This window comes from Acinetobacter guillouiae (assembly GCF_002370525.2).
GTDB classification, from domain to species: Bacteria; Pseudomonadota; Gammaproteobacteria; order Pseudomonadales; family Moraxellaceae; genus Acinetobacter; species Acinetobacter guillouiae.
Window position 1 is genome coordinate 2,525,269 of record NZ_AP014630.1, and the last position, 15,187, is coordinate 2,540,455.

Genomic DNA, 15,187 nt, shown 5'->3' on the forward strand with positions numbered 1-15,187 from the left:
ACTTTTTCTGATTTTTCAATATGTTACTTTTCACATAAAATAACATCTATAAATAACTTTTTATTTAATGATTGAACTTAATGGATTTTTCATAAATCGAAAAAATGATCATATGAAGTGAATAAAATTAGTATTCAAAGTCCCTTCTCCCTTGGGGGGAGAAGGCTAGGATGAGGGGGATTTTATGTTGATTTATGATTTTAAAAAGAACTTAGGAAACAAGCCTAATATATCGTCGTAAAGCTCGCACGATCATATTGAAAGCCTTCTAAATCATAAACCTGATAAATACAATCAAATAAAGACCGAATATTTTCACTTTCATCCATACAACGTATTGCCATAAAAATTGGACTTTTTGCAGAGCTATCTAACAATGGGATATAGATTAAATTCGGCAATTGAATGGTTTTTGCACTCTCAGGCACAATACAAACGCCTTCACCAGCAGCAACTAATCCCAAAGCCAGTTGAATTTCTCGGACTTCTTTTAGATTTTTAGGATCTAGGCCATGCTCGGAAAACAGATGACGTACTTGAGTGGAAAAATTAGGCTTAGGGTGACTTGGGTAAAGGAATAAGTTCTCATCTTCAATATCGGCAAAATAAGTGCCTTTAGAATCTGTAGCGAGATGATGACTGATATGGACAGCCAACATTAACGGCTCCTCTCGTAACAAAACTCGCCTAATGGCAGGATCAGAAATTCTTAAACGCCCAAATCCAACATCGATACGCCCTTCTTTAAGCGCCTGAATTTGATCTTTGGTACTCATTTCAATCAGCTCAATTTTTAAATGTGGCTGCTGTTGACGGAACATATAAACGATTTTGGGTAATAAACCATACAATAAAGAACCCACAAAACCCATGGTTACGGTTTTTTCGATCAAGCCAATTCGCTTGGTCATAGACTTTACTTCTTCGGCATTAGACAAAAGTTTAACAGCGTGTTGATAAAAAAATTGTCCCGCTTCTGTGGTTTTTAACGGACGGCTTCCACGTTCAAAAAGCGCGATACCCAATTCACCTTCAAGGTTTTGAATCTGTCTGCTCAGTGGAGGCTGAGCAATATAAAGCTTTTCTGCTGCTTTGGTAAAACTTTGTTCTTCTACAACAGCAACAAAATAGCGCAAATGCCTGAGTTCCATCTCAAACTCCATACCTTTAAGATATAAAAAAATGCAAATTTGATCTTAGACAGCGATCATTCATTCTTTTAAGGTATATCAAAAGCAAGATGTAAAGCAAGACTGTAAAACTTTTGATATTCACAGCCAGCCAAAGAATCTCATTCTGTTAGCCCAATGAATCACTTTGATCAGTCCAATCTTTAAATCTCGCATATGAAAAACATGGAAAGTGGGCAGCAAAGTTTCAAACGATTTTTTTCGTATGCAATGCCAAACCACGCATACTGCAGGAGATCTAGTATGAACCGTCAAGAAATCGATACTTTGGTCAAACAAATGAATGTGGACACTGCAACAGGTGCAGTCGATACACGTGTACAACAAGTAGTGGTCCGTTTATTAGCTGACTTGTTTCAAGCCATTGAAGATTTAGACATTTCACAAAGTGAATTATGGAAAGGCCTAGAATATTTTACCGATGCAGGTCAAGCCAATGAACTTGGTCTTTTAGCAGCGGGTTTAGGTTTGGAACATTATTTGGATTTACGTGCTGATGAAGCAGATGCTAAAGCAGGTATCACAGGTGGCACACCACGTACCATTGAAGGTCCATTATATGTCGCTGGTGCGCCTGAGTCCGTCGGCTTTTCTCGCATGGACGATGGTTCAGAGAGCGATAAAATCGACACCCTATTTATTGAAGGTACAGTAACAGACACAGATGGCAATCTTATCCCAAATGCTAAAGTTGAAATTTGGCATGCCAACAGTTTAGGTAATTACTCTTTCTTTGATAAATCACAGTCAGATTTTAATCTACGCCGTAGCATATTGACTGATAGCAATGGTCAGTATGTTGCACAAACAACTATGCCCGTTGGCTATGGCTGTCCACCACAAGGGACGACTCAGTTTGTACTGAACAAATTAGGCCGCCATGGTAACCGCCCATCTCATGTGCATTATTTCGTATCTGCACCCGGCTATCGCAAATTAACCACACAATTCAACATCGAAGGTGATCAATACCTTTGGGATGATTTTGCTTTTGCAACACGTGATGGCTTAGTGGCAACAGCTATTGATATCAGTGATGAAGCTGAAATTGCTCGTCGTGGTCTCAACAAACCATTTAAACGCATTTCATTCAATGTAGCACTGGTAAAAGAACAATCTAAAGCACCATCTACAGAAGTAGATCGTCGTCGCGCAAGCGCTTAAACCCACACGCACGGAACCGAAATGTTTGCACTATTGCAGCACTTCGGGGACTTCCTCTCATTTGGAAAGTCGGAGAACCCATATGCCACGTATTCCTGTTATAAATACCAGCCATCTTGATCGAATTGACGAACTCTTAGTCGATAATTTTGAAACGGGTGAATTTAAACTTCATCGTTCTGTTTTCACAGATCAAGCCCTTTTTGACCTAGAAATGAAATACATCTTTGAAGGCAACTGGGTTTACTTGGCACATGAAAGCCAAATTCCAAATAACAACGATTATTACACCACCACTATGGGGCGTCAGCCCATTATGATTGCGCGTAATCGCAATGGTGAATTAAATGCCATGATCAACGCGTGTTCACATCGTGGTGCACAGCTTTGTCGGCATAAGCGTGGTAATAAAGCGACTTATACATGCCCATTCCATGGATGGACATTTAATAACTCTGGGAAACTACTCAAAGTTAAAGATCCAAGCGATGCTGGTTATTCAGACTGCTTCAATAAAGAAGGTTCACATGACCTGAAAAAAGTAGCACGTTTTGAAAGCTATAAAGGTTTCTTATTTGGCAGTTTAAATCCAGATGTACCAAGTTTAGAAGAGTTTTTAGGTGAAACAACCAAGATCATTGACATGATTGTTGATCAATCTGAGCAAGGCTTAGAAGTTTTACGTGGTGCTTCAACCTATACCTATGAAGGCAACTGGAAGCTGACTGCTGAAAATGGTGCAGATGGTTATCACGTTTCGGCTGTACATTGGAACTATGCTGCGACCACACAGCAACGTAAAGAAAAACAGCAAGAAAATGACAATGTCCGTGCAATGAGTGCAGGTGCTTGGGGCAAACAAGGCGGCGGTTCATACGGTTTTGAGCATGGACATATGCTGTTATGGACTCAATGGGCAAACCCTGAAGATCGTCCTAATTATCCAAAAGCTGATGAGTATACTGAAAAATTCGGTGCGCCAATGTCGAAATGGATGATCGAACGTTCACGTAACTTATGCCTTTACCCAAATGTCTATTTCATGGATCAATTTGGTTCGCAGATTCGTGTATTACGTCCAATTTCAGTTAATAAAACTGAAGTGACGATTTACTGTATTGCACCTGTAGGTGAAAGCCCTGAAGCACGTGCACGACGTATTCGCCAATACGAAGATTTCTTTAATGCTTCCGGCATGGCAACTCCTGATGACCTTGAAGAATTCCGCGCCTGTCAAGCCGGTTATGCTGGTATTGAGCTTGAATGGAATGACATGTGCCGTGGTTCAAAACACTGGATTCAAGGACCTGATGATGCGGCCAATGAAATTGGTTTAAAACCTAAGCTGAGTGGTATTAAAACAGAAGATGAAGGCTTATACCTCGCCCAACATCAATACTGGTTAGAAATGATGAAACATGCCATTCAATCTGAAAAAAATCTTGCTCAACAAGAAACATCTCAGCAAGGAGCAACAGCATGAATGCAACAGCAAACATCGATCAAGTTTCTTTAGAAAATATTGCGCAATTTCTCTACCGCGAAGCACGCTTTTTAGATGATGAACAATGGGATCAATGGCTGGCCTGCTACTCACCCTCGGCATGTTTTTGGATGCCTGCTTGGGATGATGATGATCGTTTAACCGAAGATCCTCAGTCTGAAATTTCCTTGATTTATTACCCTGACCGTCAAGGTTTGGAAGACCGTGTTTTCCGGATTAAAACTGAACGTTCTTCAGCAACCATGCCTGATACACGCACTTGCCACAATATTAGCAATATTGAAATTATCGAAAGAGATGGTGACAAAGTCACAGTCCGCTTTAACTGGAATACGCTGAGTTTTCGTTACAAAAACAGTTATAGCTACTTTGGTATGTCTCGTTATGTCATCGACTTTTCTGCTACTCAACCACAGATTCTCAATAAATATGTGGTGTTAAAAAATGACTACATCAACCAAGTCATCGATATTTACCACCTCTAATTTTTTATCTCGTGTTGTGTAAAAAATTAGAGGTGTTTGCTTTAGCCAAATGGAAAGTTGGCTAAAGCACTCAAAAGTTTTAAAGATTTTTATAGGATTTTCAGCCATGTCAAACCACAATGTTGCTCTTCAATTTGAAGATGGCGTAACGCGTTTTATCTCAGTTACACAAGGTGAAACTTTATCTGATGCAGCATATCGCCAGAAAATCAATATTCCTTTAGATTGCCGTGATGGTGCTTGCGGTACATGTCGTGCTTTTTGTGAATCTGGTTCGTTTGACATGCCTGAAGAAAGTTATATTGAAGATGCTTTAACACCAGAAGAGGCTGAACAAGGCTATATCTTGGCCTGCCAATGTAGACCTTCTTCTGACGCAGTATTCCAGATTCAAGCTTCATCTGAAGTATGCAAAACCGAAATTCATGCATTTCAAGGCACATTATCTCGTGTAGAAAAGCTCTCTGATTCCACCATCACTTTCGATATTCAATTAGATGAAGGTCAGCCCGATATTCATTTTCTTGCAGGTCAGTATGTCAATGTGGCAATTCCACAGACCACTGAAACGCGCTCTTATTCATTCAGTTCAAAACCCGGAAATCGCTTAACAGGCTTTGTGGTACGTAATGTTCCAAATGGAAAGATGAGTGACTTTTTAAGTGCAAATGCCAAAGCGGGCGACAAAATGACCTTTACTGGTCCATTTGGAAGTTTTTACCTTCGTAATGTAGTTCGCCCTGTCGTTATGTTGGCAGGCGGTACAGGTATTGCACCATTTATGTCGATGTTACAAGTGCTTGAAGACAAAGGCTCACAACACCCTGTACGTTTAGTATTTGGTGTGACCAATGACTTTGACCTTGTGGCACTTGAAAAGCTCAATGAACTGCAAAATAAACTGCCATGGTTTGAATACCGCACAGTCGTTGCACATGCTGAATCAACACATGAACGCAAAGGTTATGTGACAGGTCATATTGACAATGACTGGTTAAATGGCGGTGACGTCGATGTTTATTTATGTGGCCCTGTTCCTATGGTTGAAGCTGTTCGAGGCTGGTTGGATACTGAAGGGATTAAACCGGCAAACTTCTTATTTGAGAAATTCTCTGCAAACTAAAATCGTACTGTTCAGGAGCTGAGAAGAATGTCAGATCGCCAAAGATTTAAAAATAAAGTTGTCATTGTTACCGGTGCCGCACAAGGTATTGGTCGTGGTATCGCCCTACAAGTGGCAGCGGAAGGTGCGCATATGGTTATGGCCGATCGTTCAGAATATGTCGAAGACGTGCTTGTTGAAATTAACAAAACTGGCGGTGATGCAATAACCGTCAATGCAGATCTGGAAACTTTAGCGGGTGCTCAAGCTGTCGTTGCTAAAGCCATTGAACACTATAACCGTGTTGATATTTTGATTAACAATGTCGGTGGTGCAATTTGGATGAAACCGTTTCAAGCGTTTTCTGAAGAAGAAATTATCAAAGAAGTGCATCGCTCACTATTTCCAACCTTATGGTGTTGTCGAGCAGTCCTGCCCGAAATGATCAAAAATCAAAAAGGTACCATTGTTAATGTATCCTCTATTGCAACATGCGGTATTCATCGAGTGCCCTATTCAGCCTCAAAAGGTGGTGTAAATGGTCTAACTACAGCACTTGCATTTGAACATGCCAAAGATGGTATCCGGGTTAATGCTGTTGCAACTGGCGGTACAGAAGCACCGCCACGTAAAGTCCCGCGCAATACTACGGCATTGACCGAAAATGAAAAACAATGGATGCAAGATGTGGTAGATCAAACCATTGATCGTACTTTTATGGGCCGTTATGGTTCGATTCAGGAACAAGTCAATGCAATATTATTTCTTGCGTCTGATGAATCCTCTTATATGACAGGTACTATTGTTCCTGTAGGTGGTGGTGATCAGGGTTAAAACTGGTCTCCTTTTTATGTAGCAGGATCATTGAAATTCAATGCATGGAGGCTTTGCCCAATGGCATCCCTGTTCAAAACATTAAAACAAGATTGGTCTTTGTCAGCGACAGTTGCAGGATTTTTAGCTGTACTGATTTCTTATGCAGGACCAATGATCATTTTTTTTCAGGCCGCTCAACAAGCCAATGTTTCCTCAACCATGATGGCATCATGGATCTGGGGGAGCTCTATTGGTGCAGCAATCACTGGAATCATTTTATCCATTAAGTTTAAAACACCGATTATTACCGCATGGTCAGCACCGGGAACGGCGCTCTTGGTGGCTTTATTTCCGCATATTTCTCTCAATGAAGTCGTTGCAGCCTATATTACTTCTGCAATCATTATTTTTATCATTGGGATTACTGGTTCTTTTGACAAACTTTTAAAATGGATACCACAAGGGCTGGCAGCAGGAATGATGGCCGGAATTCTGTTCCAGTTTGGTTTAGGTCTGTTTAAAGCTACCGACACAATGCCCTATGTGGTTTTTGGTATGCTGATCTGTTTTTTACTGGCAAAACGCTTTTCACCTCGCTATGCCATAATTTGGGTATTATTTTCAGGGATTGCGCTCAGTTTTATCTTTGGAAAAATCAATCCAGTACCAATGGATTTTTCATTGGCAGTTCCTGTTCTGATCAGTCCAGAATGGACCTGGTCTTCTACATTGAACCTTGCAATTCCACTTACAATTGTCAGTTTAACGGGTCAGTTCTTGCCGGGTATGGCAATTCTCAAACTGAATCATTACAACACACCTGCTAAACCGATTTTAAGCATAGCCAGTATCACCTCTATTGCTGTAGCGTTTACTGGTGGAATCACCATTGTGTTAGCAGCGATTACTGCTGCACTTTGCACGGGTAAAGATTCGCATGAATTGAAAGAAAAACGCTATATCGCAGGTATTGCCAATGGCATCTTCTATATTTTAGGAGGATTATTTGCAGGCAGTTTGGTGATGCTATTTAGCATACTTCCCAAAGAGTTGATTGCGGCACTTGCTGGATTGGCCTTACTCGGAGCGATTACCACCAATCTTGGTATTGCAATGAAAGATGAAACACAACGAGATGCTGCCATCATTACTTTTCTTGCCACTGTATCAGGTATGCATTTTTTAGGATTTAGTTCGGTTTTCTGGGGAATTTGTATTGGCATGATCGCACACTTGATTTTAACTCAACAACAATCAAAGGCTACCATTCCAACTCCAGTACAAGACTCACCGCAAAGTCAATAAACCAACATATTCACTTCACGACCAGCATAAAATCCCATGCAGCCCGATGGGATTTTTCTATCATGACATATTGTGGGATATAACCAAGTTTCACTTTATGAAAGCGCCATTTCTTGCAGTTAAATCTTAAAGTATTTTACTGTAGTTTATTGGTGATTTCTAAATACCAAATCGTTTCACCCCAATCACTATTTTCAATTTTTGGAAAAATTTCTCCTTGTTCAAAATAACGAGATTGAGATTTGTTTGCTGGACTCCACCAATATCCTGATCTTGGGCAACTTTGGCTTGATAAGGCCTTTATATTTTCAACATCCAAAGAATTATCTGAACCACCTTCATCAGCAATTCTTTCAACTAATATCCAATTCACTTCAGCATACAATGTTTCATATGTGTCTGGATCCACCCCAATTGGTACTACACTTCCCCACCCTCTATCCTCTTCTTTGCTTGAAGCCATAAACTCAATCCGCTTCTTATCTTCTTCACAAATATAAATCCCAGTCTTTTTTACTTTCTCATTAGATTTAACGGTTATTTCAAAATTTATCCGATATATTGGATAAGAGTTTGGTAAATCAACATCAATTCCTTGAAATATAGCTGCTTCTGGAAATTCGGCTTCAAGAAAACCCATATCCCAATTTTTTGGGTAAGAATTTCTAATAATTGAGGCATATCGATTTGTGATTGAATAATAATCCCAACATTGTCGTACTTTATCGTTAGGTAGATCATCCATCCAATGTGGAGAAAATTCACTTAGACCTTTGTCATTCGAACGAATTTCCCCCACACAATTTAGATAAGTAAAATCACCTGATTTTATTTTTATATAGGCATATTCTATCCGATCCATCGTGGACCTAAAGTTTGGTAAAACTGTACCACCCCAATTAATATCTGCACGTTCAGGTAAAGGAAAATCTCTTAAGTTATAAGGAAGATTATGCATATATATTTCAAATAACTCCTCTAAACCATCTAAAAATTGACGATGATTATTACGTAAAATTTCAAAAAAATGCAAAGCGCTAAATTGTTCAAGCAAATAGGCTTCTTTCGGACTAAAGGTATAAAAACTGCTTGGATTTGGTTTTTTGTCCCTCAATTGCCAATATACTTTCGCACAATCATTTTTAATCTCTGGTTTTTTAGTACAAAGCTCTTCACTTTCCCCAAAAACAATAAGACTAAGAGAATAATGTTTTTTAAATAATTCTTCATAAACCACAATCAGGAGAACCCCGATTATTGGTAGGATAATCATCAGTAATACATAGTTTTTACTTAACCAAAAATAAATACCTAATCTTAAAATTAACCCTGTGCTCAATCCACCATAAAGATATGATGAGTAAATTTGAAGTTTTTGAAAGTTAAAGTAATAACATACTCGATAGAAGTAGAGAGTGATTAAGCTAAAAACTAATATTGTGAGTGCACTAAAGTGAGAAAAACTAAGTAATCCCATTAAGAAACAGATAAAACTAATCATGAGTTTTATCCTTCAGATTTTAGAGTATGAATACGCTGAATATTATAATACATCACCACTTCCAATTAGTTACTTCAAAATTAAGCATAATTATCATATGTAATTCTTTACTATTTTATTCTAACTAAAAAGAAAACCATCCTTTTATGGATGGTTTTTGCCAATTTAAAAGTTTAGTCTTCACCATCAAACTGCCAATACACATCACCCCAATCGCTCTTAATATTAGGGAATACATTACCTTTTTCAAAATATTGTCGTGAATTTTCTTTGGCGACTGTAAACCAGTAACCCGATTTAGGGCACTTATCTCCTGATTTTATACTAATTATTGATTCAGTTTCTATTTTATCATTATCAAGATAATCAATTACTTCCCAAAAAAACCCGTTATACCTTATTAATTTTTTATAGGATAGAACCCATAAAATATCTTCTTTCTCCTCAACAGAAATAACGCCTTTTAAATTAGATAACTCTGGAACCAAATAAAATTTTCTATTCTTATAAATATACAATCCATTTTCAGATGCTATATATATATTATCTTTATAATAAATAGCGTCATAGAATGCAAAATTGATACTCATATCTTTTAAATTTTCAAATCCATCCTTTACATTTCCTTTTAATAATGTGCCGTAATCTCCAGCAATTAATATGTTTTTATTATCAGGGCATAAAGTAATGCTAGACAAAGCTGAAGGTGTTATACGATCTATCTCAACCCATGAATTCCCATCAAAAAATGCAATAAAACCATTCCCACCTTTCGTGCCACATACATAAATACTACTTTCATCAAAACCATTAATATCATATAAATTTTTTTGAAAACCAAAATCTGCATCATATTCTAAAAATGAAAAATCATTTGGCGAAACCTCAAGTGGTTGCTCTTCAAAACCATGTCCTACTGGTCCCCATTTTTTTTTATTATTTTTATAAACTTGTCCTCCACTACCACATACATATAAATTATTATTGATAACTCGAATTTGATTGAACTGTCCATAAATTTTGCTTTCTTGTTTTTCCCTAATGCTTTGATGTTCATTATTATTTTCTTGAAATATACCAACATCACCTTCTTTATCAAGGCAAATTACAGTTGCATGATTGTTACGTTTTTGATAAGTAACGGATAGTACTTTCCAACCATCTAAATCTAGCTCCTGCCACTTTTCCAATTGTTTATGTTTATAAATTAATGTCTTAGTAAACTGATCCCAAGCATCATAATCATCAATATTTGCAGACAAATAATAGTTATCTGCGCTAATTGCACAACCAGAAGTAAAAGATATTGGTGTTCTACTCATTTAAAAATATTCCTTAATTATTCTATCGATCCAAAAGATCCTGAAGGTAAACTTCTAGCCGTTTTTCCACTTACATCTACACGCACGCGGTAAGTTGCACTTAATCCTTTTAATTCATGATATGTTCTAAGTTGTACCGCTAAACTAGCAGAACTACATCTTTTTAGTACTGTTGCTACAGCTTTAGAACCAGCGATTTCAACTTCAACTAAAGGTGCGGTTGCTTCAGGCATATGTACACCTTTTAGTGCTTTCTCAAAAATACTATATTGCTCATGTATCTTTCCATGTTCATTCGTTCTAGAAGGTGTTGCGCCATTAACACAAATAACTAGTCCATCAGCTTCAGAAATTGCATTTGGTAAAGAATTCCTATTACTCCCAGCTCTTGATCCTAATCTAAAACATCTATCTGGAACAACATGATGCCCCGTTTTACCAAGTGGTTTACACGTATCAGGTTTGTATGGTCTTAATATACATGGATCATTAAGGTCTTTATCTTTTGGGGGCTTATTTGTTTCAGGTGTATGTTCCGATTGCTGATGTGTGGAACTTGTTGTTTTCCCCGATTGAACATTTGTTTCATATCTATTAGTGGGAATATTATGACCATGCCCTCCTGCCATACCTAATTGCTTTTGAGGCAATATATTATGAAACAAGTTCTGTATATTTTCACAAAATTCGTCTATATATTTTTTTATAGAGTTTTTTGCGTTAGTAATTCCTGTTTTAAATTTTTCCAATAAACTTTTAAGTGAGCCACTTACTGTTTTTAGAAGTCCATTTATGGCTTCAAGTAATCGATCAATACAATTCCTTAAGGCATCAAATGCTCTTGTTCCCATTGTTTTCCATGGTTTAGACCTTAACCAAGTCTCTGGGCTTTTCCCCCACGGGCTTTTTATTTTTAATTTTGTAAAAATACTTTCAAAACCTTCCATTGTTTTAATTATGCTTATTTTAGTTACTCCCTTTACTTTTACTGCTTTTACAATAGTTTTAATTGCAGAACCAATTTCAGGAATAACACCAAAAGCTGTTAAGGCTAAAGCCATATAATTTTCTTTTGTCTTCCCATTTTCCTCAGACAGATCTATAAGATTCGCTATTAAATCTCGGATATCACATACTTGGTCTACCAAAGGGATCATACTTACTAAGCCACTTACAATTACTTGTGACATAGTAGGGCTTTTATTAAAGTCGCCTTTAAGCATTCCCCAAATCCAACTACTACTTTCAACTAATGCCACTGCTGTATTGTGACTGGTTACACCTTCATTAATTGCTGCTTGACCTTGATAAAAGGCCATTTTACGCCACCATGGCAGATTGGGATCAGGTTTGCTTGTATCATATTCTCGATACGAAAGGTAATTTGCGGGATTATCATGAATATACTTTGCTAATTTTTCAGCACCATACCAAAATTGTTGTTGAATATCAGTAGATCGACTAGCAATTTTTTTCCAAAAGGCTTGGTTTTCAGGATTTTGCACTATCATATTATTCTCTATTTTTCTTTTTCATCTAAAGAAGTCAATTCATTCTGAAGAAACCAATCATCGACTTCATGAGGTGGATATTCTGTTTCACTTTGATCTTCACCGTATTGGATTTTTGCTTTACCTGCAGGAACTGCTTTTACAACAGCTTTACCTTTTTCATCCAATTTTCCTTTTCTTCTGCTGCCATCTGACAGTAGAATTTCAAAATCAGCACCTTGGACTGGTGTTCCATCACTGTGTAGATATTCCAATACTAAATCATCAAGTTTTAAATCCGTTATTGGTAGATGAGGTAAAATAAAATTTGCTTTAGCCCCACTCACAAACTTATGCTGCCCCGCCTTACTCTCAAACAAACCACCAGTAGTGGCAAACACACCTGAGCCATTGATTCTTAATTCTGAGGTATCTGCAACTAATCTAATCTCTTTAGGACTGGTAATATAGATTGCATCTTCAGTTGAAATGATTTGAATCCCTTTACGTGCAATCAAATCAGCCCCATCTCCTTGAGCTTGTATTTCGACCTTGCCTTTACCTGCGTAGAATCTGGCACCTTCCTGTGCTGCAAACAAACTGATTTTACTTTGTGCATGAGCTAACAAGTTCTTTTGAGTACTTAGGTTAATACTATCGCCTGCACTGTGACTAATTTGACCATCTGCTGAAAGATGTACATCTTCATTGCTTGCAAGGGCGATTGAATTGGGTGAAGTCAAAATCATTAAAGCTTGTTTAAATGCTTTTGCCTTAGTTTCGCTTTGCTGTTCGATTTGTTCAATAAACTGCTTAAGATCATCTAGAATTTCTAAAGGGTCGGTTTGTTGATTTTTAGCGACTTCACTTAACGCTTTTGAATTATTCAAACCAGATTCAAGTTGTGATTTGGTTTCTTGTGCATCAAGATGATGACCACTTGCTGAATCTTGCGAATAGGTAGAAAGTAATAAGCCTTGTTTAGCTCTAAGCGCTCCCCACTGATCAGTACGCAATTCAAAGCCTTCACCACGTCCCTCGCTGGTGTCAGTTTCTTTAGGATGACTGAGATTACCTAAATTCAGCTGGCTTGCTGAATGACTACTTTGCAGTTGGACGCTGATTTGTCCTGTACTATCATCAAATCTCAGTTGGTTGTAGCCACTCCCTTTATATTCCTTACTTTTTATCCCTGATAATTTTTTAGTATCTGGCAATTTGCCTTTATGATCAAATTTGGTGGGATGACGTTGTGCTTCATGAATTCGCCCCACGACATACGGTCGATCGATATTGCCATCAAAGAAATTAATGACCACAATTTCTCCAATACGAGGCAAGAATCGTGCACCATAGCCTTCTCCTGCCCAAGGCGTCAGTACATCGACCCAAGCCGAATCTGTATCATTGTCATTTGAACCTGCACCGCCATCATGGGTATGGTCTTCATTTCGAGTGAACAAGAAGCGTACTTTGATACGTCCCCATTCATCGACATGAATTTCCTCGCCATCCATCCCGACAACTTTTGCTCGTTGTGGATGTGTGGTAGGTCGTTGTTGCAGTGGGTTATATTCAGGAACGACGTCGATGCTTCGACGTTGCAATACAAGCTGATTGGCTTGACGTTCATCTTTGTTATTGGTGATGATATTGTTCAATTGCCAATGACTTTGTTTAAGTAATGCTGTCACTTGATCATTCAGGTCTTTAGGCAAGTTGTTCTGATTATAGAATGTCTTTGAAGTGATCAAAAATTCTTTGTCTGCACCTGAATGCTGATCTATTTCAGGATGTTCATTAAATTCAAACCAATACCCCACATATGCATCTCTTACTGTAGAAATAGCAGTAAATTTTTTGGCTTGTAGATCGAAATATTTACTCAAGTTTTCATTGAGCTTTTCAATTTGGACATGACCAGATTTGGTTACACCATCTTCACCTTTTAAGTCCTGTATCCATGCAGGACTGACATGAAATGCCTGTTCTAAAGCTAAACTTGCCACATTCTGATTGTCTGAATGCTTATGCTTGGTAAGAACTGAACCTGCACCTTCTTCTTGTTCTAAAGCATCCGCTTGCCATCTTTGTACATGTACAGCCGTAGGCTGAATGGAACGTAAACCAGTAAATGCCGTTATGCTATCTTGTCTTTCTACAGCACTGCTACGGTGAAAACGGATACTTCGGCGATCTAGTGCTTTGTATTGCGCATTATGATCGATTAGGCGTAGTTTCTGTGGTTGAATCTGCTCTGAAGAACTAGAAACTTTATGCTGTGCTTCATCGACTAAGAAACTTATCCCTTCAGAAGCCAATAACCGTTGCATAAAGTCAAAATCGAGCTCATTGCTCTGCATGATGAATGGTCGAACATCATAGTCTTTGGTTAAGGCAGTTTTATCCAAAGTCAGGCTTGAAGCAAACAATGGACTTCGCTCTCGCCATTCTTGAAATAGAACCTCCACAACTTGAACAACAGATTTATTCATAAACACTCTGGAGTTTCTACGATATTTCCAAAGTGCTGTGGGGTCTTCAACTGTAAGGCGATAAATTGTAAGAGAACCATCACTGGCACCTACATCGGCTTTGGTTACGATCCCTGAAATTCGATTCAGCTCAGATTTGTCATTAACAATATCCACGGCCACTTGACTACCAATAAAGCTTTTTAGAGCAATGCTTGCTGATGTAGATAGACAAGTTAATTGTAGGCTAAGGCCTAAGTTAAGTGTATGTGTCCCATCAATACGTTGCAGGAACACTTGATCATTTAAAGATGAATTTGAAAATAGAACATGGATCGCACGTTTTTGCGCGCCAAGTCCCAGTTGCTCTAAAGTAGTGTAAATATTGTTAGACATAGTTTATTATTTAATTTTAGAATGTGATGAATTATACTAAAAATCTTAATAAAATGTCTAGACAGGCTTGTCTACAGCCGCTTTTAAAACGACAAATTGTGTCTCATTTTGTTTCAACGTGTTAAGTCAATTATGCCGATAATCAATCTGCCCTTTGGTCATTTGAAAATATTCTTATATTTTCTTTCTCTCTAATTTTTCTCATTCGAATTGATGTGATTTCACCCAATCGTAATTAGATATTTTTTCTCAACTACAATACCGAATACTTTTCGATGGTTCTTTTCATTTAACTTAAATCATAAGTAAATCTATCTAAAACCCAGTTTGATAATTATTTATTTTTTTCATTTTTACAATATGCAATTAACCAATAAATTCTCATATTACGCAAATTAAAACAAGAACATTCGTGCATTAATTTTTAGATATAGCTGT

11 protein-coding genes are annotated in these 15,187 nt (G+C 37.7%); 6 read left to right on the forward strand and 5 right to left on the reverse strand.

Annotated features, from left to right (window positions below; genetic code table 11):
* Positions 1 to 224 precede the first annotated feature (224 nt).
* Positions 225 to 1,151, reverse strand: coding sequence for a LysR family transcriptional regulator (locus AS4_RS11695; RefSeq protein ID WP_004821871.1), 927 nt, complete (start codon positions 1,149 to 1,151; stop codon positions 225 to 227).
* A 282-nt stretch (positions 1,152 to 1,433) separates the two neighbouring features.
* Here AS4_RS11695 and catA point away from each other — a divergent pair, with 282 nt between their 5' ends.
* The 6 genes from catA (at position 1,434) to benE (ending at position 7,566) form a co-directional block, all read left to right on the forward strand.
* Complete coding sequence (gene catA / locus AS4_RS11700; protein WP_004719897.1) at positions 1,434 to 2,354, forward strand: catechol 1,2-dioxygenase; 921 nt, start codon at positions 1,434 to 1,436, stop codon at positions 2,352 to 2,354.
* Positions 2,355 to 2,436: 82 nt separating this feature from the next.
* Positions 2,437 to 3,837 (forward strand): benzoate 1,2-dioxygenase large subunit, encoded by a 1,401-nt coding sequence (gene benA, locus AS4_RS11705; protein ID WP_096734267.1) that lies wholly within the window; start codon positions 2,437 to 2,439, stop codon positions 3,835 to 3,837.
* Complete coding sequence (benB, locus tag AS4_RS11710) at positions 3,834 to 4,343, forward strand: benzoate 1,2-dioxygenase small subunit (RefSeq protein WP_004821879.1); 510 nt, start codon at positions 3,834 to 3,836, stop codon at positions 4,341 to 4,343. Before benA ends, benB begins: the two co-directional genes overlap by 4 nt.
* 106 nt (positions 4,344 to 4,449) lie before the next feature.
* Positions 4,450 to 5,466 (forward strand): benzoate 1,2-dioxygenase electron transfer component BenC, encoded by a 1,017-nt coding sequence (gene benC / locus AS4_RS11715; protein ID WP_004719894.1) that lies wholly within the window; start codon positions 4,450 to 4,452, stop codon positions 5,464 to 5,466.
* A 27-nt stretch (positions 5,467 to 5,493) separates the two neighbouring features.
* Positions 5,494 to 6,279, forward strand: a complete 786-nt coding sequence (gene benD / locus AS4_RS11720) for a benzoate diol dehydrogenase BenD (protein ID WP_096734268.1) — start codon at positions 5,494 to 5,496, stop codon at positions 6,277 to 6,279.
* A 60-nt stretch (positions 6,280 to 6,339) separates the two neighbouring features.
* The gene (gene benE / locus AS4_RS11725) at positions 6,340 to 7,566 is read left to right on the forward strand and encodes a benzoate/H(+) symporter BenE (protein ID WP_096734269.1); all 1,227 of its coding nucleotides are present in this window, start codon (positions 6,340 to 6,342) and stop codon (positions 7,564 to 7,566) included.
* A 136-nt stretch (positions 7,567 to 7,702) separates the two neighbouring features.
* Here benE and AS4_RS11730 read toward each other — a convergent pair whose 3' ends face one another.
* From AS4_RS11730 to AS4_RS11745, 4 genes are all read right to left on the reverse strand, one after another.
* On the reverse strand, positions 7,703 to 9,067 hold the full coding sequence (locus tag AS4_RS11730) for a hypothetical protein (RefSeq protein ID WP_227548067.1): 1,365 nt from the start codon (positions 9,065 to 9,067) through the stop codon (positions 7,703 to 7,705).
* Positions 9,068 to 9,240: 173 nt separating this feature from the next.
* Positions 9,241 to 10,389 carry a hypothetical protein gene (locus AS4_RS11735; RefSeq protein WP_096734270.1) on the reverse strand — a complete coding sequence of 383 codons (1,149 nt, stop codon included), beginning with the start codon at positions 10,387 to 10,389 and terminating at the stop codon, positions 9,241 to 9,243.
* A gap of 17 nt (positions 10,390 to 10,406) precedes the next feature.
* The gene (locus AS4_RS11740; protein WP_096734271.1) at positions 10,407 to 11,900 is read right to left on the reverse strand and encodes a hypothetical protein; all 1,494 of its coding nucleotides are present in this window, start codon (positions 11,898 to 11,900) and stop codon (positions 10,407 to 10,409) included.
* A gap of 8 nt (positions 11,901 to 11,908) precedes the next feature.
* Entirely contained in the window at positions 11,909 to 14,749 is a 2,841-nt protein-coding gene (locus tag AS4_RS11745) for a type VI secretion system Vgr family protein (RefSeq protein WP_096734272.1), read from the reverse strand.
* Between the last annotated feature and the right edge of the window lie 438 nt (positions 14,750 to 15,187).

Bases quoted from the DNA above. Each gene is read 5' to 3' on its own strand.
- AS4_RS11695 (WP_004821871.1), bottom strand. From the start codon at position 1,151: ATGGAACTCAGGCATTTGCGCTATTTTGTTGCTGTTGTAGAAGAACAA.
- catA (WP_004719897.1), top strand. From the start codon at position 1,434: ATGAACCGTCAAGAAATCGATACTTTGGTCAAACAAATGAATGTGGAC.
- benA (WP_096734267.1), top strand. From the start codon at position 2,437: ATGCCACGTATTCCTGTTATAAATACCAGCCATCTTGATCGAATTGAC.
- benB (WP_004821879.1), top strand. From the start codon at position 3,834: ATGAATGCAACAGCAAACATCGATCAAGTTTCTTTAGAAAATATTGCG.
- benC (WP_004719894.1), top strand. From the start codon at position 4,450: ATGTCAAACCACAATGTTGCTCTTCAATTTGAAGATGGCGTAACGCGT.
- benD (WP_096734268.1), top strand. From the start codon at position 5,494: ATGTCAGATCGCCAAAGATTTAAAAATAAAGTTGTCATTGTTACCGGT.
- benE (WP_096734269.1), top strand. From the start codon at position 6,340: ATGGCATCCCTGTTCAAAACATTAAAACAAGATTGGTCTTTGTCAGCG.
- AS4_RS11730 (WP_227548067.1), bottom strand. From the start codon at position 9,067: ATGATTAGTTTTATCTGTTTCTTAATGGGATTACTTAGTTTTTCTCAC.
- AS4_RS11735 (WP_096734270.1), bottom strand. From the start codon at position 10,389: ATGAGTAGAACACCAATATCTTTTACTTCTGGTTGTGCAATTAGCGCA.
- AS4_RS11740 (WP_096734271.1), bottom strand. From the start codon at position 11,900: ATGATAGTGCAAAATCCTGAAAACCAAGCCTTTTGGAAAAAAATTGCT.
- AS4_RS11745 (WP_096734272.1), bottom strand. From the start codon at position 14,749: ATGTCTAACAATATTTACACTACTTTAGAGCAACTGGGACTTGGCGCG.